Origin of the sequence: Streptomyces sp. NPDC017225 (genome assembly GCF_044331465.1) — a bacterium.
GTDB lineage: Bacteria > Actinomycetota > Actinomycetes > Streptomycetales > Streptomycetaceae > Streptomyces.
Genome location: NZ_JBIRNE010000007.1, coordinates 290681 through 311231, shown reverse-complemented (window position 1 = coordinate 311231; position 20551 = coordinate 290681). Strand labels below are relative to the sequence as shown.

Here is a 20551-nt window from a genome sequence, read left to right as displayed (position 1 = left end):
TTGCCGTCACATCTCCCGTTCTACACTGCCGACCCAATACACACTATTTCGGACACGCCGCCCGACCGCCCACGCGGCAGGCCCGCCCGTGGGTGTCGGGGATTATCGCCCCAAGTGCCGCGTTTCGGGACCGGTACAGCTTACGTTGTACGACTCCCGGAGGTTCGCCGGGGTCCTCCGCGCCTCACGACAACACATCGATCGGCTTCAAGATTCCCGCGGACGACGGGAGTTGACGTCTTCTTCGCAGACGCGGAGCCGCACCGGAACAGTTCCGGCGCGGTCCGGCGTGTCGGGCTACTTGCCCGTGAACTTCTCGTACTCCTTGAGCACCTCGTCGGTCGGCCCGTCCATGCGCAGTTCGCCGCGCTCCAGCCACAGGACGCGGTTGCAGGTGTCGCGGATGGACTTGTTGTTGTGGCTGACCAGGAAGACGGTGCCGGCCTCCTTGCGCAGTTCCCGGATGCGCCGCTCGGAGCGTGTCTGGAACTTGCGGTCGCCGGTGGCCAGCGCCTCGTCGATCATCAGGACGTCGTGGTCCTTCGCGGCGGCGATGGAGAACCGCAGGCGGGCGGCCATGCCGGAGGAGTAGGTGCGCATCGGCAGGGTGATGAAGTCGCCCTTCTCGTTGATGCCGGAGAAGTCGACGATGTCCTGGTAGCGCTCCTTGATCTGCTCGCGGGTCATGCCCATGGCCAGTCCGCCGAGGATGATGTTCCGCTCGCCGGTCAGGTCGTTCATCAGGGCCGCGTTCACCCCGAGCAGGGAGGGCTGGCCGTCGGTGTAGACCTTGCCCTTCTCGGCGGGGAGCAGGCCCGCGATGGCCCGCAGCAGGGTCGACTTGCCGGACCCGTTGGAACCGATCAGGCCGATGGCCTCGCCCCGGTAGGCGGTGAAGGAGACGCCCCGCACGGCGTGCACCTTGCGCACGCCCCGCTGCTCGCCCTTTTTGATCATCCGGCTCAGGGCCGCGGTCGCGCTCCCCTTGCCGGTCTTGGCGCCGTTGACGCGGTAGACGATGTGCAGTTCGTCCGCGATGACCGTCGGCACCCGCTCGCCCTGCTGCTGATCAGCCACGGCCGTACCTCTCCTCCGCCTTCCAGAAGTACACGAAGCCGCCCACCGCGAGGAGCACGGACCAGCCGAGCGCGACCGCCCACACGTGCGGCGGCAGGTTCTCGGAGCCGTACCCGTCGATCAGCGCGAAGCGGATCAGGTCCATGAAGACGGCGGCCGGGTTCCACTGGAGCACGTCGGCGAGCCAGGCCGGCTTGTCCTCCAGCATGATCGGGATGGAGAACATGACGCCCGACGCGTACATCCAGGTCCGCATGATGAACGGCATCAGCTGGGCCAGGTCCGGGGTCTTCGCCCCCATCCGGGCCACGATCAGCGCCAGTCCCATGTTGAAGAGGAACTGCAGGACCAGCGCCGGGATCACCAGCAGCCAGGACATCCGGGGGTAGCTGCCGAAGCCCACCACCACCGCGAACAGGACGATCATCGAGGCCAGCAGCTGCTGGAGCTGTTGCAGCGCGAACGAGATCGGGAGCGAGGCGCGCGGGAAGTGCAGCGCCCGCACCAGGCCGAGGTTGCCGGCGATGGCCCGCACGCCCGCCATCGCCGAGGACTGGGTGAAGGTGAAGACGAACACGCCCGTCACCAGGAACGGGATGTAGACGTCCTTCGGCATGCCGCGGCCCGCGTTCAGGATCAGGCCGAAGATCAGGAAGTAGACGAGCGCGTTCAGCAGCGGCGTGGCCACCTGCCACAGCTGACCGAGCTTGGCCTGGCTGTACTGGGCGGTCAGCTTCGCCTGGGAGAAGGCGAGGATGAAGTGCCGCCGCCCCCAGAGCTGACGGACGTACTCCATGAGGGACGGCCGGGCACCGCTCACGGACAGCCCGTGCTTGGCGGCGAGCCGGGCCGGTGTGAGGCCCTCGTCGGGCGACACGGGCTTGGTCATGGCGACCGTGCCGTCGTGCGTTGTCTCACTCACTGGTGGAAACTTTCGTCTTCGGAATGCTCGGCCGCGCGGGCCTGGCATGGACCTGTTGACCCGGGCAGGGCCGGGAGGCTCTCGGACACGAGCTTGTCAGATCACGGGAGGCCGGCCCAGCCGGGTCAGCCGCCACACCGTACGCCACCTCATGGGCCGGCGAGGTCCGCAGGGGGTGGCCCAGCCCTCGCGGAAGCCGCCGAACCAGGCCTTCAGGGCCGACCGGGAGGGGCGGCGCAGCAGTGTGAGCAGCATCCACACCCCGAGGTAGACCGGGACGAGGAGGAGGGGGAGGTTGCGCCGGGCCAGCCAGACCCGGTTGCGCGCGACCATGCGGTGGTAGACCGCGTGCCGCGAGGGCGCGGTCGTGGGGTGGTTCAGCACCATGTCCGACCGGTAGTCGATCATCCAGCCCGCGTCCAGCGCCCGCCACGCCAGGTCGGTTTCCTCGTGGGCGTAGAAGAACGCGTCCGGCAGGCCGCCGACCTGCGTGAGGACGCGGGTGCGCACGGCGTTGGCACCGCCGAGGAAGGTGGTCACCCGGGAGGAGCGCATCGGGTCCGAGGCGCGCAGGCGCGGGACGTGCCGGCGCTGGGTCTCGCCGGTGTCCGGGTCGGCGATGCGGAAGCTGATGATGCCCAGCTCGTCGTCGGCCGCGAAGGCCTCGCGGCACAGCTCGGCGGTGTCGGTGCGGGCGAGCAGGCCGTCGTCGTCGAGGAAGAGCAGGATGTCGACGTCCCGCCCGCCCGGGCCGAAGGCCTCGATGCCGACGTTGCGGCCGCCGGGGATGCCCAGGTTCTCGGGCAGCTCGACGGTGCGCACGCCGTCGGGCACCTCCGGGACGGGCGAGCCGTTGCCGACCACGACCACCTCGACCGGGTCGCCGTCCTGCTTGGCCACCGAGTCGAGCAGGGCGCGCAGTTCCTCGGGGCGGTTGCCCATCGTGATGACGACGGCGCCGACCTTCATGGCGCCACTCACTTGAGCCTGCTGGAGGCGAGGATGGACACCAGGTGGAGCAGGGTCTGCAGCAGCGCGATGCCCGCGAGTACGGCGGTGCCGAGGCGGGTGAAGAACAGGTCTCCCCGGCTCGCGTCGACGATCGCGAGGACGAGGATCAGCAGGGACGCCTCGATGCCGAGGATCAGCCGGTGGAACTTGAGCGCACCGGCGGCCCGGCGGGCCAGTGCCATGCCGGAGGAACGCGGCTCGGACGCGGACTCCTGGACCGGCTCCTTCCCGGTCTGGTGCCGGGCGACGCCCACCAGGTCGGTCTCGGCCTTGATCAGGATGGCGCCGAGGGCGGCCAGGGTGCCGAGGAAGGCCCACAGCCAGTCGATCCGTCCGGTGCCCCAGACGTCGGCGGCGCGCAGGCCGAGGCCGACCAGGACCGCGGCGTCGGTCAGGTAGGCGCCGACCCGGTCGAGGTAGACGCCGCCGAGCGAGTACTGCTTCTTCCAGCGGGCGACCTCACCGTCGACGCAGTCCAGCAGCAGGTACAGCTGGACCGCCACCACGCCGAGCACGGCGCCCGTGATCCCCGGCACCAGCAGGGCCGGGGCCGCGAGCACGCCGCAGACGGTCATCAGGTACGTGAGCTGGTTGGGCGTGACCCTGGTGTTCACCAGGTAGCGGTCGATCCGCAGCGAGACCTCACGCATGTAGAGGCGTCCCGCCCAGTGCTCACCGCTGCGCCGGTCCTTGACCCCCGCGGGATGGACGACCGGACGTAGTTCAGCTACCGATGGCCTTGACATAGTCGGCGTACATGTCCTTGATCTGGTCGGATTCGAGGTCGAGGTGTTCGAGGATCGTGTAGCGGCCGGGCCGGGTCTGCGGCGCGAACTCCACGGCCCGGACGAACTCGTCCGGGGTGAAGCCGATCTCCTCCGGCAGCACCGGCAGACCGTGCCGGCGCAGCACCCCGGCCATGTGGACGGATTCCTCGTGCGCCCCGCGCAGATACATCGCGAAGGCCGCACCCAGGCCGCACTGCTCGCCGTGGGAGGCCGCGCGGGTGGGGAAGAGCAGGTCGAAGGCGTGGTTGATCTCGTGGCAGGCTCCGGAGGCGGGCCGCGAGTCACCGGAGACCGACATGGCGATGCCGGTCAGGACCAGGCCCTCGGCGAGCACCTGGAGGAAGTCGTTGTCGCCGACGCCGCCCGGGTGCCGGAGCACGGCCTCGCCGGCCTGGCGGGCCATCGCGGCGGCCAGGCCGTCGATCCGCTCGCCCTTGACCCGGTTGGCCAGCTCCCAGTCCGCGATCGCGGAGATGTTGGAGACGGCGTCGCCGATGCCGGCGCGCACGAACCGCACCGGGGCGTCGCGGATGACGTCCAGGTCGATCACGACGGCGATCGGGTTCGGGACGCCGTAGGAGCCGCGGCCCGCGTCGTTGTCCAGGGTGGCGACCGGCGAGCACAGCCCGTCGTGCGCGAGGTTCGTGGGCACGGCGACCAGCGGCAGGCCGATGCGCGCCGCGGCGAACTTGGCACAGTCGATGATCTTGCCGCCGCCGAGGCCGACGACCGCGTCGTAGTGGCCGCCCTTCATGGCACCGGCCAGCTTGATCGCGTCGTCCAGGGTGCCGCCGCCGACCTCGAACCAGTCGGCGCCGGGCAGCGACGGGGCGACGCGCTCGCGCAGCCGGGCGCCCGAGCCGCCGCTGACGGCGACGGCGAGCTTGCCCGAGTGGGAGATGCGCTCGTCGGCGAGCACACACCCCAGATCGTCGAGGGCACCCGCGCGGATGTCCACGACGACCGGTGACGGGATGAGCCTCGTCAGTACAGGCACGCGATCTCCCGGCCCTTGGCGAGGTCGTCGTGGTTGTCGATCTCGACCCACTTGACGTCGCCGATCGGTGCCACGTCGATCCTGAAGCCGCGGTTGACCAGCTCCTGGTAGCCGTCCTCGTAGTACAGCTGCGGGTCGCGCTCGAAGGTGGTCCTCAGCGCGTCGGCCAGCTCCACGGCGGCCTCGCCCTCGATGAGGGTGACGCCGATGTACTCGCCGGTCGCCTCGGCCGGGTCCATCAGCTTGGTGATGCGCTGGACGCCCTTGTCGGGGTCGACGACGACCTTCATCTCCTCCTCGGCGAGGCTCTTCACCGTGTCGAGCGCGAGGATGATCTTCTTGCCGTCGCCGCGGGCGGCGAGCAGGGTCTTCTCGACGGAGACCGGGTGCACGGTGTCGCCGTTGGCGAGGATCACGCCGTCCTTGAGGGCGTCACGGCCGCACCACAGGGAGTAGGCGTTGTTCCACTCCTCGGCCTTGTCGTTGTCGATGAGGGTGAGCTTGACGCCGTACTTGCGCTCCAGCTCCTCCTTGCGGTCGTACACGGCTTCCTTGCGGTAGCCGACGATGATCCCGACCTCGGTCAGGCCGACCTCGGCGAAGTTGGCCAGCGTCAGGTCCAGCACGGTGATGCTGTCCTCCGCGCCCTCGGGGCCGACCGGGACCAGTGCCTTGGGCAGGGTGTCGGTGTAGGGGCGCAGACGGCGTCCGGCGCCGGCCGCCAGCACGAGGCCGATCATGCGGGTTCTCCTTCGTCGTGTACGGCGGGTGCGCCGCCCTGGTGGGCGGCGACCCAGAAGCGGATGCTCTCCACGAGCACCACGAGAGCCACGGCCACGGCGAGGACCGTGAGCGCGACCTTGAACTGTGTGGCGGTGAGCAGCACGGCCAGCACGGTGATCACCAGCGTGCGGCCCTCGTGCCCCCCGACCGTCCGCACCAGCCACTGCGGCGGCGCGCCCGCGCCGCCGCGGATGCGGTAGACCGTGTCGTAGTGATGGTAGGCGACCGCGGCCACCAGCCCGAAAGCCGCCGGAAGCGCCCCGTTCACGTCGGCTTTCGCCGCCAGCACCAGGACGGTGCCGTATTCGGCGGCGCGCAGGAACGGCGGGACCAGCCAGTCGAGGGCGCCCTTGAGCGGGCGGGCGACCGCGAGCGCGGACGTCAGTACGTAGGCGAGGGCGGCGACGGCCGGCCAGGGGCCGCCGAAGTCGGTGAACGCGGCCGTCAGGGCGACGGCGAGGCCGCCGAGGAGGGCGACGGCGGGGGCGGTGAAGCCGGGCAGCCGGCGGGCGGGCCTGCGCAGGAACCTGGCGACGGCCTCGGCGAGCGGGCCGGAGTCCGCCAGGTCGGCCAGCGCCCCGGCGGCCCGGTCGGTCCGCGTGGCCCTGCGCGTCAGCGAGCGCAGGACACGGCCCGCGGTGGTGTACGTCGCGGCGAACGCGCAGCCGATCAGCAGCGCGTAGAGGGTGATCCGGGGCGTGGTGACGGCGGTCAGGACGGCGATCATGGCCCAGCGTTCGCCGATGGGCAGGACGATCATCCGGCGGGCCCAGACCGTCCAGCCGACGCTGTCGAGCCTGTCGGAGAGGGCGGCGGTGGGGCTGGCCAGCGACGATTTACCGAGCGCGGCGGCGTCGTGGTTGGCCTCGTTGAACGAGAAGTCGACGACGTGCCGGCAGGTCTGCAGGACCATCGCGCCGAGCGCCAGGGCCCATACGTCGTCGCCGCCGCGGGCGGCTCCGAGGGCGAGGCCCGCGTAGTAGGCGTACTCCTTGGCGCGGTCGAAGGTGGCGTCCAGCCAGGCGCCGAGCGTGGAGTACTGCAGGGAGTAGCGGGCGAGCTGTCCGTCGGTGCAGTCGAGGACGAAGGAGGCGATGAGCAGGACGCCGGCGGCGACGAACCCGCCGCGCGTGCCGGTGGCCGCGCAGCCCGCCGCTATCAGCGCGGTGATGAGCGAGGCGGTGGTGACCTGGTTGGGGGTCAGCCCGCGCCGCGCGCACCAGCGGGCGATGTAGCGGGAGTAGGGGCTGATGAAGTACGTGGTGACGAAGCCGTCGCGGGCCTTGACCGCCGACTTCAGGCGTACGGCCTCGTCGTCGACGTCGGCGACGGCCTGCCGTGCCTCGTTGCGGGCCTGGGGGTCGGCGGGGACGGCGGCGACCAGGCTGCCGAGCTCCGGCCGGTGCACGTCGGCGCCGTCGGCGTCGAGGGCGGCGGTGATCCGGTCGGCGAGGCTGTCGAGGTCCCTCACCGTCGGCTTCACTCGCGCGGGGGCGCCTTCGTCCACGGTGCCGCCGCCCGCGGAGTTCTCGCGGGCCATCGCACGGGTCAGGGCCTGGCGGGCCTCGGGCCGGGCGGTCACGGCGCCCGGGATCGCGGCGAGCGGGAAGCGCGGGTCGGTGAGGCCCAGGCGCAGGGCGTGCGGGTGACCGACGAAGCGGGCGTCGACCACGGCGACCCGTTCACCGCCCGGTACCCGGGCCAGCAGCGTCTCGGTGTCGGCGGCGTCGGAGGCGAGACGCACGTCGAAGCCGAGGGACCGCAGCTCGCTCTCGATCGACGAACCGGGGACCGGCTGACCGGTGAGGATGGCGGTCGACAACCGAACTCACTCCCTGGGTACCGACGCCTGGGCGCCGGGCCTGCGCATGGTGGGACGCCCGTGCCTGCGGCACCCGGGCGGCATGTCGGCAGAGGTTATCGGATACCCGGAACACCGTGTTCACCGCCCGTTTCTCGGTCGGTCGGCGCCGCTTGCACCCGTCTTTGCCGCGATCATCATCGTGGATGCGGGGCCCGCCCCACAAACCGCGCTCGCAGACCGGGCATCGCGGACATCGCACAGTGTCGGCAGGCGTTCGCAGACGGTCAGGACGGCCGCCTCCCGGCCCTTCGCCGGCCTTGCCGCAGCTCCGCCTCCGCACCCTTGCGGCGCTCTGACCTGCGTAACGTTTCCGCAGGTCAGAGCACATGACAACGGTGTTCAGTGCCGCGTTGCCGGATACCCCCTACCCGTAGTTGACTGTGACCCGAGCACCGCACAGCGCGCTCCGGACGCCGGACGCACGGGACGTCGACCGCACAGAACAGAGAGGCTGCTTCCCATGGGGGCTGGGCACGATCACGGGCATGCGCACGGAGCGCACGCCGGCGGGACGGCGACCGCCGCGTACCGCGGCAGGCTTCGGGTCGCACTGGCGATCACGCTCTTCGTCATGGTCGTCCAGATCGTCGGTGGCGTGCTCGCCGACTCGCTCGCGCTGGTCGCCGACGCGGCGCACATGGCGACCGACGCGCTGGGACTCGGCATGGCGCTGCTGGCCATCCACTTCGCGAACCTGCCGCCGAGCGACCGGCGCACCTTCGGCTACGCCAGGGCCGAGATCCTCGCGGCCCTGGCCAACTGCCTGCTCCTGCTCGGCGTCGGCGGGTACGTCCTGTACGAGGCGATCGAGCGATTCGTCACGCCCGCCGAGACCAAGGGCGGGCTGGCCGTCGTCTTCGGCGTGATCGGCCTGGTGGCGAACATGGTGTCGCTGACGCTGCTGATGCGGGGGCAGAAGGAGAGCCTCAACGTGCGGGGCGCCTTCCTGGAGGTGGCGGCCGACGCGCTGGGCTCGCTGACGGTGATCGTGTCGGCGCTGGTGATCCTGGGCACCGGCTGGCAGGCGGCCGACCCGATCGCCTCACTGGTCATCGGCCTGATGATCGTGCCACGCACGTGGCGGCTGCTGCGCGAGACCCTGGACGTGCTGCTGGAGGCCGCGCCCAAGGGCGTGGACATCGCCGAGGTGCGCGCCCACATACTGGCGCTGAACGGGGTCGAGGACGTCCACGACCTGCACGCCTGGACGATCACCTCGGGTATGCCGGTGCTGTCGGCGCACGTGGTGGTGAGCGGGGAGGCGCTGAGCGCGATCGGCCACGAGAAGATGCTGCACGAGTTGCAGGGCTGCCTCGGCGACCACTTCGACGTGGAGCACTGCACCTTCCAGCTGGAGCCCAGCGGCCACGCGGAGCACGAGGCGCGGCTGTGCCACTGAGAGACGGTGGCGCCGGCGAACGGCTTCCGCACGGCCACGTCTCCCTCCCGGCCACGTCTCCCTCCCGTCCACGCCGCGGACGGTTCCCGGTGTGCGGGGCCGGGCACGATGATCACTTGGGCCCCTCCTCGGCGCCCGACCGGTGACGACCGCCGCCCGCGCCCTCGCGCGAAACATGCGGGAGTGCCGGGAAGTGCCGAGAGCGCCGGATTCGTACGGCACACTTGGGGCGCGAGGACCGATGTGAAGGATGGGTATGCCGATCACTCCTGCCACCGCGACGCACAGTTCGTCGAACGGCACCGCAGACGCGATTTTGCTGGAACTGGTCGACGAGAACGGCGTGACGCTCGGCACCGCGGAGAAGCTCTCCGCGCACCAGCCTCCGGGGCAGCTGCACCGCGCCTTCTCCGTGTTCCTCTTCGACGAGCGGGGCCGGCTGCTGCTCCAGCAGCGGGCGCTGGGCAAGTACCACTCCCCCGGTGTGTGGTCCAACACCTGCTGCGGTCACCCCTACCCGGGGGAGGCGCCCTTCGCGGCGGCGGCCCGGCGGACGTACGAGGAGCTGGGCGTCTCCCCGTCGCTGCTCGCCGAGGCGGGCACGGTGCGCTACAACCACCCGGACCCGGCCTCGGGACTGGTCGAGCAGGAGTACAACCACCTGTTCGTCGGCCTGGTACAGGCATCGCCGCGGCCGGACCCGGAGGAAGTGGCCGAGACGGCGTTCGTGTCCGCGGCCGAACTGACCGAGCGGCACGAGCGGGACACCTTCTCGGCGTGGTTCATGACGGTGCTGGACGCGGCGCGGCCCGCCGTCCGCGAGCTGACGGGCCCGTCCGCCGGCTGGTGAGCGTGTCCGCCGGCCGGTGAGCCCCGACACCGGCCGGCGATCGCGCCCTACGGAAGGGCCTGTTTGAGCGGCAGGGCGGCCCAGATCACCTTGCCGCCGCTCGCCGTGTGGGCCACGTCGCACGCCCCACCCGCCTCCAGGGTGATCTCCCGCACCAGGAGCAGCCCACGCCCGCCCGTCCGGCCGTGGTCGGCCTCCAGGGCGGTCGGGCGGTAGGGGTGGCTGTCCTCCACGGACACCCGCACCCACTCGGGCCCGACGGCGACCTCCACGGCGAGCACCGGTGACAGCACCGCCGCGTGCCGGACGGCGTTCGTGACCAGCTCGGAGACGATCAGGAGCAGGCCCTCGGCCACGTCGTCGGAGACCGGCACGCCCTGGCGCACCAGCAGGTCCCGCACGGCGTGCCGCGCCTGCGGGACCGACGCGTCCACGGCGGGGGCGGTGAACCGCCAGACACCTTCGTACGGCAGCGGCCCGGCGGGCCCGGTCTCGTCCATCGTCCGGTCGCCACCCCTGGGCTCGATTGTCACCACACCCCTGAGTGTTGGTAACGCGTCGCTCCACTTCGGAGAACTGAACACAAGTCAGCAGATATCGAACACTTCTGATCGTTGGCGTATGACACGGTCAGTTGTGGGACCGTTCCTGTCCCGCTCGCCCCGGCCGCCGGAACCCGACGGACCGACGGATAGCATCCGGGCCATGGAGCCGCAGCTGCTGCACCGGGTCGCCGACTCGGTCGCCACCGTCGTCGTCCACCACCCGGCCAAGCGCAACGCCATGACGGCCGCGATGTGGCGGGCGCTGCCCGAGCTGCTCGACGCCCTCGCGGGCGATCCGGCGGTACGGGCCCTGGTGCTCACCGGCGAGGGAAGGACGTTCTGCGCCGGGGCCGACATCTCGACCCTGCGGGAGTCCGCCCAGGAGGCGCAAGGTCTCGCCGTACGAGCGGAGGAGGCACTCGCGGCCTTTCCCAAGCCGACGCTGGCGGCGATCCGCGGTCACTGTGTGGGCGGCGGGGCGCAGTTGGCGGCCGCCTGCGACCTGCGGTTCGCCGAGGAGTCGGCGCTGTTCGGAGTGACCCCGGCCAAACTGGGGGTCGTGTATCCGGCGTCCTCGACCCGGCGGCTGGTGGCGCTGACGGGCCCGGCCACCGCGAAGTACCTGCTGTTCTCCGGAGAGCTGATCGACGCCGGGCGGGCGCTGCGCACCGGCCTGGTCGACGAGGTGCTGCCGGAGGGCGAACTCGGCGAGCGGGTCGTCACGTTCACCCGGGTCCTGGCGTCGCGCTCGCGGCTGACGCAGGCCGCGGCGAAGGAGTTCGCGAACGGGCGCACGGACCGGGACGCGTACTGGAGCGCCCAGGCACGCGACAGCGGCGACACCGCGGAGGGGGTCGCCGCCTTCCTTGAGCGCAGGCAGCCGCGTTTCGGCTGGAGTGTGCCGGGGAGCGCGCCGGAAAGCGCGTCTACTTCGGGATGAACCGGTTCCGGGTGCGGAACTCCTCGACGAGATGTGCGGGCGCCTTCTGCGGGGAACCGGCGTCGTAGGGCGGCCGCGGGTCGTACTCCAGCAGCAGCTGGACCGCCTGCGCGTGCTCGTCGCCGGCGATCCGGCCGACCAGCGTGAGGCCCATGTCGAGACCGGAGGAGACGCCGGCCGCGGTGACGTACTTGCCGTCGGTGACCACCCGCTCCCCGGTCGGCTCGGCGTCGAACCGCTTCAGGAGCTCCAGGGCCAGCCAGTGCGAGGTGGCGCGGCGGCCGGCCAGCAGCCCCGCGGCCGCCAGCAGCAGGGAGCCGGAGCAGACCGAGGTGGTCCAGGTGCTGGTGGCGTCGGCGGAGCGCAGCCAGTCCAGCAGGGTCTCGTTGTCCATCTGCGCGTCCTGACCGGGGCCGCCCGGCACCACGACGACGTCCGGGCTCGGCACGTCCGCCAGGGTCCGGTCGGCGGTCAGCGTCAGGCTCCCCGAATCGTTGCGGACGGGGCCGGTCCGTTCGGCGACGAAGACGGTCTCCGCGTCCGGTATGCGGCTCAGGGTCTCGTACGGGCCCACGGCGTCGAGGGCGGTGAAGCGGTCGAAGAGCACGACGGCGATCTGCACGTGTTTCCTTCCGGGGTCGCTCGGTGATCGGGGACGCGCCCTCAGTGGACGGGCGCGGGACGGAACCGGCGGCGGTACTCGGCCGGTGAGGCCGCGAGGGCCTTGACGAAGGCGCGGCGCATGGCCTCCGGCGTGCCGTAGCCGCTGACGCGTGACACCTCCTCGACGCCGTCGCCGGTGTCCTCCAGCAGCCGGCGGGCGTGTTCCAGACGGACCCGGTCGACGTACCGGCCGGGTGTCGTGCCGGTCTCCGCCTGGAAGGCGCGGGCGAAGTGGCGCGGCGAGAGGCGGGCCCGGGCTGCCAGCGACTCCACACTCAGGTCCGCGCCCGGGTGCTCGGTGATCCACTGCTGGAGCTCGCGCAGGGGCTCGCGCCGTGCGGTCTGGGCGGCCAGCTGGACGCTGAACTGGGCCTGGTTCCCGGGTCGTCGCAGGAACACCACCAGGTGACGGGCGACGGTCAGGGCGGCGTCCCGGTCCAGGTCCTCCTCCACCAGGGCGAGGGCGAGATCGATGCCGGAGGTGACGCCGGCGGACGTGGCGACATGGCCGTCGCGGATGTAGATCGGGTCGGGGTCGACGTCCACGGCCGGGTGGTCGCGGGCGAGCCGGTCGGAGTGGGCCCAGTGGGTGGTGGCCCGGCGGCCGTCCAGGAGACCCGCCCCGGCGAGCAGGATCGCCCCGGTGCAGACGGAGACCAGGCGCCGGGCGCGCGGTCCGTTCGCGCGCAGCCAGTCGATCAGGCGCGGGTCGGGATTCCGGCTGCCCCGGCCGCCGGGGACGATCAGGGTGTCCGGGCGGGACGCGTCGGTGAGCGCCTGGTCCGGTACGACGGTCAGACCGCTGGATGTGCGCACCGGGGCACCGTCCAGCGAGGCCGTGCGGATGCGGTACGAACCCGGTGTGTGCGTCTCGGCGCCCGCGAAGACCTCCACGGGGCCGGTGACGTCGAGGCTCTGGACGTCGTCGAAGAGGACGACGAGGACGGTTCGCTGCGCCATGCCGACGATTCTTCGCCCGGGCGCCGGCGACCGCAATGACGAGTTCCCCACCTTTCCTGCCATGCGTCACTCACACCCGGCGAACGGCACGGAGGGCGGCACGGCACGGAGGGAGGCTCGGCAGGCGGCCTGGAGGACGTACTGAGCGGTTGGTAACGTGCGCGGCATGACCACTGCCGCCCTCGACGCCCGTGCCGGCCGTCGCTGCCACAACGCGCTCAACTCACTGCACTCGACGCACTACTTCTCGCCCGACCTGGGCCGGGAACTGGGCGCCCTCGGGGTCACCGACCCCCGGGCCGTCAACTTCGCCGTGCGCGCCGCCGCGCTGGGGCCGGTCGGCGCCGGCGCCGTGACGGCGACGTTCTACAACTACAAGCACGACCTCGTCGCCCGCCACGTACCCGCGGTGTGGGAGACCGTCACGCCCGGACAGGTGCTGGCGGCACGCGCGCGAGCCGTCGACGCGACCCTGCGCCGCCTGCTCGGCGAGGAGGTCCTGGCGTCCGCGGAGATGTCCGAGGCGGCCGGTCTGGCGCTGCGCGCCGCCGACGGCTGCTCCCGCAGCGCCCGCCCGCTGTACTCCGCCCACGCGGACCTGCCCGTGCCCGACGCGCCGCACCTGGCTCTCTGGCACGCGGCGACCCTGCTGCGCGAGCACCGGGGCGACGGCCACCTCGCCGCGCTGACGGCCGCGGGGCTCGACGGTCTGGAGGCGCTGGTGACGCACACCGCCACCGGCAAGGGCATGGCCCCGAAGTGGATCTTCAGCACCCGTGGCTGGAGTCAGGCGGAGTGGGACGCGGCGACGGACCGGCTGCGCGAGCGCGAGCTGATCGACGGCGCCGGAGAGCTGACCGAGCGGGGGGTCGCGCTGCGCGACGGGATCGAACGGGAGACGGACCGGCTGGACACCGCCCCCTACGCACACCTCGGGGCCAAGGACGTGGCTCGTCTGACCGAACTCGCAACGGCCTTCGCGCGCACGGCACTCGGCGCGGGCGCCTTCCCGGCGGACCTGCTCGGCAAGCGCTGAGCGGGCCCGGGCCCGCCGACGGGCATGTCCGGCCGATCCGGAGGTACCCGTAGGGCTCCCGGCCGCAGGGGCCGGGAGAGGAAAGGGGCTTCTCGTGTTCCGTGCCATCGCAGACGTACTGCGCCAGATCGGTGGCGCCATCGCCACCGTCGTGACGCTTCCCTTCCGGGCACTGGCCCGGCTTTTCGGCGGAGCCTCGTCCTCCACCCGTGGCCGCAGGGCCTGATCCCGGCCCCCGGCGCCGGCGGTCCCGACCGGCCCGGGTGGCGCCCTGATCCCCGATTGTCGGCGCCACCTGCCACAATTGCCGCGCAACCTCTGTGAGAAGGCGGTACGGGATCGTGACGACATCCGGGCCCAGCGCGTCCATCGACGTGAGGTCCATCGAAGGCAGGATCGCCGAGGAACTCGGCGTGCGGGAGCGGCAGGTGAAGGCCGCGGTGGAGCTGCTCGACGGCGGCTCGACGGTGCCCTTCATCGCCCGCTACCGCAAGGAAGCGACCGAGATGCTCGACGACGCGCAGCTGCGCACGCTCGAGGAGCGGCTGCGCTATCTGCGGGAGCTGGAGGAGCGGCGTACGGCGGTCCTCGAGTCGGTGCGCGAGCAGGGCAAGCTCACCGAGGAGCTCGAAGCGCGCATCCGGACGGCACAGACCAAGGCGCGCCTGGAGGACATCTACCTGCCGTACAAGCCCAAGCGGCGTACGAAGGCGCAGATCGCGCGTGAGGCGGGTCTGGAGCCGCTGGCCGAGGGACTGCTCGCCGACGCGTCCGTGGACCCGCTCGCCGCGGCCGCGGCGTTCGTCGACGCCGACAAGGGTGTCGCGGACCCGCAGGCGGCCCTGGACGGGGCGCGGTCGATCCTCACGGAGAGGTTCTCGGAGGACGCCGACCTGATCGGCGAGCTTCGCGAGCGGATGTGGGGGCGCGGACGGCTCGCCGCCAAGGTGAAGGACGGCAAGGAGGAGGCCGGCGCCAAGTTCGCCGACTACTTCGACTTCGCCGAGCCGTTCACCGACCTCCCCTCGCACCGGGTCCTCGCACTGCTGCGCGGCGAGAAGGAGGACGTGCTCGACCTCGTCCTGGAGCCCGAGGAGGCCACCGACGGCCCGTCGTCGTACGAGGGGATCGTCGCGAGCCGGTTCGGGATCGCCGACCGCGGCCGGGCCGCCGACAAGTGGCTGAAGGACACGGTCCGCTGGGCCTGGCGCACCCGCATCCTGGTGCATCTCGGCATCGACCTCAGGCTGCGGCTGCGCACCGCCGCCGAGGACGAGGCGGTGAACGTCTTCGCCGCCAACCTGCGCGACCTGCTGCTGGCCGCCCCGGCGGGCACACGCGCGACGCTCGGTCTGGACCCGGGATTCCGTACGGGCGTGAAGGTCGCCGTGGTCGACGCGACCGGCAAGGTCGTGGCCACGGACGTGATCCACCCGCACGTCCCGGCCAACCGCTGGGACGAGGCGATCGCCAAGCTGGCGCGGCTCGCCGAGGAGCACGCGGTCGACCTGATCGCGATCGGCAACGGCACGGCGTCCCGGGAGACCGACAAGCTCGCCGGGGAACTGATCGCCAAGCACCCGGAGCTGAAGCTGACGAAGGTGATGGTGTCCGAGGCGGGCGCCTCCGTGTACTCCGCCTCCGCCTTCGCCTCCCAGGAACTGCCGGACATGGACGTCTCGCTGCGCGGCGCGGTGTCGATCGCGCGCCGGCTCCAGGACCCGCTGGCCGAACTGGTGAAGATCGACCCGAAGTCGATCGGCGTCGGCCAGTACCAGCACGACCTGTCCGAGGTGAAGCTGTCGCGCTCGCTGGACGCGGTGGTCGAGGACTGTGTGAACGGCGTGGGCGTGGACGTCAACACGGCGTCGGCCCCGCTGCTCGCCCGCGTGTCCGGCGTCACCTCCGGACTCGCCGAGAACATCGTCGCGCACCGCGACGCCAACGGGCCGTTCACGTCACGCACCGACCTCAAGAAGGTGTCGCGGCTCGGCCCCAAGGCGTACGAGCAGTGCGCGGGCTTCCTGCGGATCCGGGGCGGCAGCGACCCCCTGGACGCGTCGAGCGTGCACCCCGAGGCCTACCCGGTGGTGCGCCGGATGGTGAAGACCTCCGGGCAGGAGGTGGGCGGCCTGATCGGCAACACCGCGGTGCTGCGGTCACTGAGGCCGGCGGAGTTCGTGAACGAGACGTTCGGTCTGCCGACGGTCAGCGACATCCTGAAGGAGCTGGAGAAGCCCGGGCGCGACCCCCGGCCCGCCTTCGCAACGGCCACCTTCAAGGAGGGCGTGGAGAAGATCTCCGACCTGACGCCCGGGATGGTCCTGGAGGGTGTCGTCACGAACGTCGCGGCCTTCGGGGCGTTCGTGGACGTCGGGGTGCATCAGGACGGGCTGGTGCATGTGTCCGCGATGTCGAAGACGTTCGTGAAGGATCCGCGGGATGTGGTGAAGCCCGGGGACATCGTGAAGGTGAAGGTGATGGACGTCGACATTCCGCGGAAGCGGATCTCGTTGACGCTGCGGCTGGACGACGAGGCCGCCGCCTCTCAGGGCGCGCAGGGGGACCCGGCGCAGAAGCGGGAGCGTGGGGGGAAGCCGCCCAGGCAGCGGCAGCAGCGGCAGGCCTCCGGCGGTGGTGGCGGCGGCAAGGGGCGGTCGTCGGCGCCTGCTCCGTCCAACGACGCGATGGCTGACGCGTTGCGGCGGGCCGGGTTGGCGTAGGCGCCCGACGGGAGGTGGCGGGGGGTGGGTGCGCGGGCCGGCGCTTGCCGGGTGCCGCTGCGCCCACCCGTGCCGCCCCTGGGGGTACCTCCCAGGGGCGGCACAGGCACTGGGGGAGGCACGACTGCGCGCGGCTACGTGCGTTCGACTACCTTGCCGTCCGTGACCTCCAGGCGGCGGGTCACGCGTACCGCGTCCAGCATGCGGCGGTCGTGGGTGATCAGGAGAAGCGTGCCCTCGTACGTGTCCAGGGCCGATTCCAGCTGTTCGATCGCCGGCAGGTCGAGATGGTTGGTCGGCTCGTCCAGGATCAGGAGGTTGACGCCTCTGCCCTGGAGGAGTGCCAGGGCGGCCCTCGTGCGCTCGCCCGGGGAGAGGGTCGACGCCGGTCGCACGACGTGGTCCGCCTTGAGGCCGAACTTGGCCAGGAGGGTGCGGATCTCGGCCGGTTCGATGTCGGGGGTCGCCGTGCGGAAGGCGTCCAGCAGCGACTCGGGGCCGTAGAACAGCTTGCGGGCCTGGTCCACCTCGCCGAGCAGGACGCCGGAGCCGAGCGACGTGTGGCCCGCGTCGAGCGGGACGCGGCCCAGGAGTGAGGCGAGCAGCGTGGACTTGCCCGCGCCGTTCGCTCCCGTCACCGCCACCCGGTCCGCCCAGTCGATCTGGAGGGAGACCGGGCCGAGGACGAAGTCACCGCGCCGGACCTCGGCGGCGCGCAGGGTGGCGACCACCGCGCCCGAGCGCGGCGCCGACGCGATCTCCATGCGCAGGTCCCACTCCTTGCGCGGTTCCTCGACGACGTCCAGACGTTCGATCATGCGCTGCGTCTGGCGGGCCTTCGCGGCCTGCTTCTCACTGGCCTCGCTGCGGAACTTGCGGCCGATCTTGTCGTTGTCGCTGCCCGCCTTGCGCCGGGCGTTCTTGACGCCCTTGTCCATCCAGGAACGCTGCGTCTGGGCCCGGTCCTGGAGGGAGGCCCGCTTGTCGGCGTACTCCTCGAACTCGTCGCGGGCGTGCCGGCGAGCCACCTCGCGCTCCTCCAAGTAGGCCTCGTAGCCGCCGCCGTAGAGGTTGATCTGCCGCTGGGCGAGGTCGAGTTCCAGGACCTTGGTGACGGTGCGGGTGAGGAACTCCCGGTCGTGGCTCACGACCACGGTGCCGGCGCGCAGGCCGGTCACGAAGCGTTCGAGGCGTTCCAGACCGTCCAGGTCCAGGTCGTTGGTCGGCTCGTCGAGGAGGAAGACGTCGTAGCGGGAGAGGAGGAGGGAGGCGAGGCCGGCCCGTGCCGCCTGACCGCCGGACAGGGACGTCATCGGCTGGTCCAGGTCGACGGTCAGGCCCAGGGCGTCGGCCGTCTCCGCGGCGCGGTCGTCGAGGTCGGCACCACCCAGTGAGAGCCAGCGCTCCAGGCTGGTCGCGTAGGCGTCGTCGGCACCGGGGGCCCCGTCGACCAGGGCCTGGGTGGCCTCGTCCATGACGCGCTGGGCCTCGGTGACGCCGGTACGGCGGGCCAGGAAGGCCCGGACGGTCTCGCCGGGGCGGCGCTCCGGCTCCTGCGGCAGGTGGCCGACGGTGGCGCCGGGCGGGGACAGGCGCAGCTCGCCCTGTTCCGGGGTGGTCAGCCCGGCGAGCATCCGCAGGAGCGTGGACTTGCCCGCGCCGTTGGCTCCGACGAGTCCGATCACGTCGCCGGGCGCGACGACGAGGTCGAGCCCGGTGAACAGGGAGCGGTCGCCGTGGCCGGCGGCGAGGTTCTTGGCGACGAGGGTGGCAGTCATCAGACCGTCGATCCTAGCCAGCCGCGATCCGGCGCACGCTCAGCCGGGTGCCTCCCGCGTCACCGCCGCCGCCAGCACACTTCCCGGCGTCCGCGCCACCACGTAGGACTCCCCCTTCACCGTCCTGGTGTCCAGGGCGATGCGGTGGCCGCCCGGCCCGAGCACACCGTCGAAGACCTCGTGGGTGTGGGTGCGGTGCAGGCGGTCGATGCGGTACGCGGTGAGCCGGACCCGGCAGGGCGAGGTGACCTCGACGTCCGCGCCGGCGCCGGTCGCCGTCAGACGGGTCAGCCGGCGCCGCCCGGCCGGGCCGCGGTCCAGGGCGTGTTCGATCTGGGCGACGAGCAGCGGGACGATCGGGGCGAGGCCGTCGACGTGGGCCACGTCCACCCCGGCGTCCGCGAAGGCCCGGCGTGCGGCGGTCCGCGTCTCCTCGGTGACCGCGCGGCCGAAGGCGACGGCACCGTAGGCCCTCAGTTCGCCGGCCGGCACCCCGGCCGCGTCGTGGGTGATGTCGGCGCCGATGCCGATGGTGCGCAGCGATGCGGCGAGCTTGGCGAGCAGGGCGACGCGGGCGCCGATGAGCAGGACCCGGCGGCGGGTGTGCGCGGCGCCGTCGAGCAGGGCGGCGAGGGCCGTGCGGTACTCGGCGCCGGGGAAGCGGTACGGGCCGATGCCGTGGTAGCCGTTGAACTCCAGGTCTGCCTGTTCGCCGGTCTGCCAGGCGAAGTCCCGCCAGACGAAGTCCTCGCCGTCCCGCAGAATCACGGCGGTCACCGCGCCGCAGGCCAGGTCCTCGCACTCGGGGCAGCCGTAGATGACGTACCGGCCGCCGGGCAGGGGCGGGTCGGTCTCCAGGAGCAGGCTGCGGACCTGCGCGGTGAAGATCGCGGGCGGCACGTCGGAGGCGAGCGGGGAGACGGCGTCGAGGTCACTGAGGCGGAACAGCAGGGGACGCCCGTCGACGATGAAGTCCATGAAGTCGCGGTGGACCTGGAAGTCGCCGTCGGCGAGGACACCCCCGGCGCGCGTCGCCGGGGCCAGACCGAAGGTCGCGTACTCGGCAGCCATGCGGTGAGTATTCCCGGGCCGGCACCACTCCGAGCACGGCATGGGGCATTCCGCTACCGTCCTCGGATGGAATCCGAACTGGATGGCGAAGTCGTCGTGGTCGGCGGCGGGGTGGTCGGGCTGACGACGGCCGTCGAGCTCGCCGAGCGCGGCAGGCGGGTGCGGCTGTGGACCCGGGAGCCCGCCGAGCGGACGACCTCGGTGGTCGCCGGTGGGCTGTGGTGGCCGTACCGCATCGAGCCGGTGGCGCTGGCGCAGGCGTGGGCGCTGCGTTCCCTGGAGGTGTACGAGGACCTGGCCGCGCGGCCCGAGGAGACCGGCGTACGCATGGTCGAAGGAGTGCTCGGCGAGACCGGCCTGGACGAGGTCGGCTCGTGGGCGGCCACACGGCTGCCGGGCCTGCGTGCGGCGAGCGCCGCCGAGTACGCCGGGTCGGGGCTGTGGGCGCGGCTGCCGCTCATCGACATGTCGGCCCATCTGCCGTGGCTGCGGGAGCGGCTGGTGGCGGCGGGCGGCACGGTGGAGACGCGGGCGGTGGCCGATCTGGCCGAGGCCGACGCTCCGGTCGTGGTCAACTGCACGGGTCTGGGCGCCCGGGACCTGGTGCCGGACGCGGCCGTGCGTCCGGTGCGCGGGCAACTGGTCGTCGTGGAGAACCCCGGTGTCCGGACCTGGCTGGTCTCCACCGATCCCGTCTCCGGTGAGGTGACCTACTTCCTTCCGCAGCCCGGACGGCTTCTCCTGGGCGGGACGGCCGAGGAGGACGCCTGGTCGGCGGAGCCGGATCCGGCGGTCGCGGAGGCGATCGTGCGGCGGTGCGCGGCGCTGCGGCCCGAGATCGCCGGGGCGCGGGTGCTCGGGCACCTGGTGGGGCTGCGGCCGGCGCGGGACGCGGTACGGCTGGAGCGCGAGACGCTGCCGGACGGACGGCCGCTGGTGCACAACTACGGCCACGGCGGCGCGGGGGTCACCGTCGCCTGGGGCTGCGCGCGGGAGGCTGCCGAGCTCGCCTCCCGCTGAGCACCGCCCCGGCGGGGCGGGCGCCGACGGCGCGGGCGGGGAGGGCTGTCGGCGCGCCGTCCCCGGCGGGGAGGGAGGCACGCCGCCCTCGGGCGCCGGCCGGCCTCCCCTGTCCCCCCGCCTC

At 72.3% G+C, this 20551-nt stretch carries 19 protein-coding genes; 7 read left to right on the top strand and 12 right to left on the bottom strand.

Features of this window, described 5'->3' with window-relative positions; genetic code table 11:
* Positions 1 to 297 precede the first annotated feature (297 nt).
* The 7 genes from ACH4NX_RS18780 to ACH4NX_RS18750 all read right to left on the bottom strand — a co-directional run bounded on the left by ACH4NX_RS18780 (position 298) and on the right by ACH4NX_RS18750 (position 7400).
* Positions 298 to 1077: an ABC transporter ATP-binding protein gene (locus ACH4NX_RS18780; RefSeq protein WP_351395459.1), complete on the bottom strand. Its 780-nt coding sequence runs from the start codon at positions 1075 to 1077 to the stop codon at positions 298 to 300.
* The gene (locus ACH4NX_RS18775) at positions 1070 to 1999 is read right to left on the bottom strand and encodes an ABC transporter permease (RefSeq protein ID WP_351395461.1); all 930 of its coding nucleotides are present in this window, start codon (positions 1997 to 1999) and stop codon (positions 1070 to 1072) included. The genes ACH4NX_RS18780 and ACH4NX_RS18775 overlap by 8 nt, the downstream gene beginning before the upstream one ends.
* Positions 2000 to 2095: 96 nt before the next feature.
* On the bottom strand, positions 2096 to 2968 hold the full coding sequence (locus ACH4NX_RS18770; protein WP_351395464.1) for a glycosyltransferase: 873 nt from the start codon (positions 2966 to 2968) through the stop codon (positions 2096 to 2098).
* 8 nt (positions 2969 to 2976) lie between these two features.
* A complete protein-coding gene (locus tag ACH4NX_RS18765) occupies positions 2977 to 3756 on the bottom strand; it encodes a CDP-alcohol phosphatidyltransferase family protein (protein WP_351395467.1) in 780 nt (259 codons plus the stop codon).
* Positions 3734 to 4795, bottom strand: coding sequence for an iron-containing alcohol dehydrogenase family protein (locus ACH4NX_RS18760; protein WP_351395470.1), 1062 nt, complete (start codon positions 4793 to 4795; stop codon positions 3734 to 3736). Before ACH4NX_RS18760 ends, ACH4NX_RS18765 begins: the two co-directional genes overlap by 23 nt.
* Positions 4783 to 5535, bottom strand: a complete 753-nt coding sequence (locus tag ACH4NX_RS18755) for a phosphocholine cytidylyltransferase family protein (RefSeq protein ID WP_351395473.1) — start codon at positions 5533 to 5535, stop codon at positions 4783 to 4785. Before ACH4NX_RS18755 ends, ACH4NX_RS18760 begins: the two co-directional genes overlap by 13 nt.
* Positions 5532 to 7400: a DUF5941 domain-containing protein gene (locus ACH4NX_RS18750; RefSeq protein ID WP_351395476.1), complete on the bottom strand. Its 1869-nt coding sequence runs from the start codon at positions 7398 to 7400 to the stop codon at positions 5532 to 5534. Before ACH4NX_RS18750 ends, ACH4NX_RS18755 begins: the two co-directional genes overlap by 4 nt.
* A 502-nt stretch (positions 7401 to 7902) precedes the next feature.
* Between ACH4NX_RS18750 and ACH4NX_RS18745 the strand changes: the two genes are divergently transcribed.
* Positions 7903 to 8841 (top strand): cation diffusion facilitator family transporter, encoded by a 939-nt coding sequence (locus ACH4NX_RS18745; protein WP_398128086.1) that lies wholly within the window; start codon positions 7903 to 7905, stop codon positions 8839 to 8841.
* Between the two features lie 256 nt (positions 8842 to 9097).
* Positions 9098 to 9691 carry an isopentenyl-diphosphate Delta-isomerase gene (gene idi, locus ACH4NX_RS18740; RefSeq protein WP_351395482.1) on the top strand — a complete coding sequence of 198 codons (594 nt, stop codon included), beginning with the start codon at positions 9098 to 9100 and terminating at the stop codon, positions 9689 to 9691.
* 47 nt (positions 9692 to 9738) lie between these two features.
* Here the strand turns inward: idi and ACH4NX_RS18735 are convergent, their stop codons facing one another.
* Positions 9739 to 10191 carry an ATP-binding protein gene (locus ACH4NX_RS18735; RefSeq protein ID WP_351395738.1) on the bottom strand — a complete coding sequence of 151 codons (453 nt, stop codon included), beginning with the start codon at positions 10189 to 10191 and terminating at the stop codon, positions 9739 to 9741.
* A gap of 205 nt (positions 10192 to 10396) precedes the next feature.
* Between ACH4NX_RS18735 and ACH4NX_RS18730 the strand changes: the two genes are divergently transcribed.
* Positions 10397 to 11176, top strand: coding sequence for an enoyl-CoA hydratase/isomerase family protein (locus tag ACH4NX_RS18730; RefSeq protein WP_398128085.1), 780 nt, complete (start codon positions 10397 to 10399; stop codon positions 11174 to 11176).
* On the opposite strand, the gene ACH4NX_RS18725 is transcribed toward ACH4NX_RS18730, so the two are convergent.
* Together ACH4NX_RS18725 and ACH4NX_RS18720 are read right to left on the bottom strand one after the other, a co-directional pair.
* On the bottom strand, positions 11163 to 11798 hold the full coding sequence (locus ACH4NX_RS18725) for a DJ-1/PfpI family protein (RefSeq protein WP_351395488.1): 636 nt from the start codon (positions 11796 to 11798) through the stop codon (positions 11163 to 11165). The genes ACH4NX_RS18730 and ACH4NX_RS18725 overlap by 14 nt on opposite strands.
* A 41-nt stretch (positions 11799 to 11839) precedes the next feature.
* Entirely contained in the window at positions 11840 to 12799 is a 960-nt protein-coding gene (locus tag ACH4NX_RS18720) for a GlxA family transcriptional regulator (RefSeq protein ID WP_398128084.1), read from the bottom strand.
* A gap of 166 nt (positions 12800 to 12965) precedes the next feature.
* Here ACH4NX_RS18720 and ACH4NX_RS18715 point away from each other — a divergent pair, with 166 nt between their 5' ends.
* From ACH4NX_RS18715 to ACH4NX_RS18705, 3 genes are all read left to right on the top strand, one after another.
* Complete coding sequence (locus ACH4NX_RS18715) at positions 12966 to 13835, top strand: hypothetical protein (protein ID WP_351395494.1); 870 nt, start codon at positions 12966 to 12968, stop codon at positions 13833 to 13835.
* Positions 13836 to 13929: 94 nt separating this feature from the next.
* Positions 13930 to 14061, top strand: a complete 132-nt coding sequence (locus ACH4NX_RS18710) for an LPFR motif small protein (protein ID WP_257027966.1) — start codon at positions 13930 to 13932, stop codon at positions 14059 to 14061.
* 115 nt (positions 14062 to 14176) lie between these two features.
* Positions 14177 to 16558 (top strand): Tex family protein, encoded by a 2382-nt coding sequence (locus ACH4NX_RS18705; RefSeq protein WP_398128083.1) that lies wholly within the window; start codon positions 14177 to 14179, stop codon positions 16556 to 16558.
* A 134-nt stretch (positions 16559 to 16692) separates the two neighbouring features.
* Here ACH4NX_RS18705 and ACH4NX_RS18700 read toward each other — a convergent pair whose 3' ends face one another.
* Both ACH4NX_RS18700 and ACH4NX_RS18695 read right to left on the bottom strand, forming a co-directional pair.
* The gene (locus ACH4NX_RS18700) at positions 16693 to 18336 is read right to left on the bottom strand and encodes an ABC-F family ATP-binding cassette domain-containing protein (RefSeq protein WP_398128082.1); all 1644 of its coding nucleotides are present in this window, start codon (positions 18334 to 18336) and stop codon (positions 16693 to 16695) included.
* Between the two features lie 39 nt (positions 18337 to 18375).
* Positions 18376 to 19407 (bottom strand): oxidoreductase, encoded by a 1032-nt coding sequence (locus ACH4NX_RS18695; RefSeq protein WP_398128081.1) that lies wholly within the window; start codon positions 19405 to 19407, stop codon positions 18376 to 18378.
* 66 nt (positions 19408 to 19473) lie between these two features.
* Between ACH4NX_RS18695 and ACH4NX_RS18690 the strand changes: the two genes are divergently transcribed.
* A complete protein-coding gene (locus ACH4NX_RS18690; RefSeq protein WP_398128080.1) occupies positions 19474 to 20427 on the top strand; it encodes an FAD-dependent oxidoreductase in 954 nt (317 codons plus the stop codon).
* Positions 20428 to 20551 lie beyond the last annotated feature (124 nt).

Coding starts and splice junctions, on each gene's coding strand:
- ACH4NX_RS18770 (WP_351395464.1), bottom strand. CDS start 2,968: ATGAAGGTCGGCGCCGTCGTCATCACGATGGGCAACCGCCCCGAGGAA.
- ACH4NX_RS18765 (WP_351395467.1), bottom strand. CDS start 3,756: ATGTCAAGGCCATCGGTAGCTGAACTACGTCCGGTCGTCCATCCCGCG.
- ACH4NX_RS18755 (WP_351395473.1), bottom strand. CDS start 5,535: ATGATCGGCCTCGTGCTGGCGGCCGGCGCCGGACGCCGTCTGCGCCCC.
- ACH4NX_RS18745 (WP_398128086.1), top strand. CDS start 7,903: ATGGGGGCTGGGCACGATCACGGGCATGCGCACGGAGCGCACGCCGGC.
- idi (WP_351395482.1), top strand. CDS start 9,098: ATGCCGATCACTCCTGCCACCGCGACGCACAGTTCGTCGAACGGCACC.
- ACH4NX_RS18735 (WP_351395738.1), bottom strand. CDS start 10,191: ATGGACGAGACCGGGCCCGCCGGGCCGCTGCCGTACGAAGGTGTCTGG.
- ACH4NX_RS18730 (WP_398128085.1), top strand. CDS start 10,397: ATGGAGCCGCAGCTGCTGCACCGGGTCGCCGACTCGGTCGCCACCGTC.
- ACH4NX_RS18720 (WP_398128084.1), bottom strand. CDS start 12,799: ATGGCGCAGCGAACCGTCCTCGTCGTCCTCTTCGACGACGTCCAGAGC.
- ACH4NX_RS18715 (WP_351395494.1), top strand. CDS start 12,966: ATGACCACTGCCGCCCTCGACGCCCGTGCCGGCCGTCGCTGCCACAAC.
- ACH4NX_RS18700 (WP_398128082.1), bottom strand. CDS start 18,336: ATGACTGCCACCCTCGTCGCCAAGAACCTCGCCGCCGGCCACGGCGAC.
- ACH4NX_RS18695 (WP_398128081.1), bottom strand. CDS start 19,407: ATGGCTGCCGAGTACGCGACCTTCGGTCTGGCCCCGGCGACGCGCGCC.
- ACH4NX_RS18690 (WP_398128080.1), top strand. CDS start 19,474: ATGGAATCCGAACTGGATGGCGAAGTCGTCGTGGTCGGCGGCGGGGTG.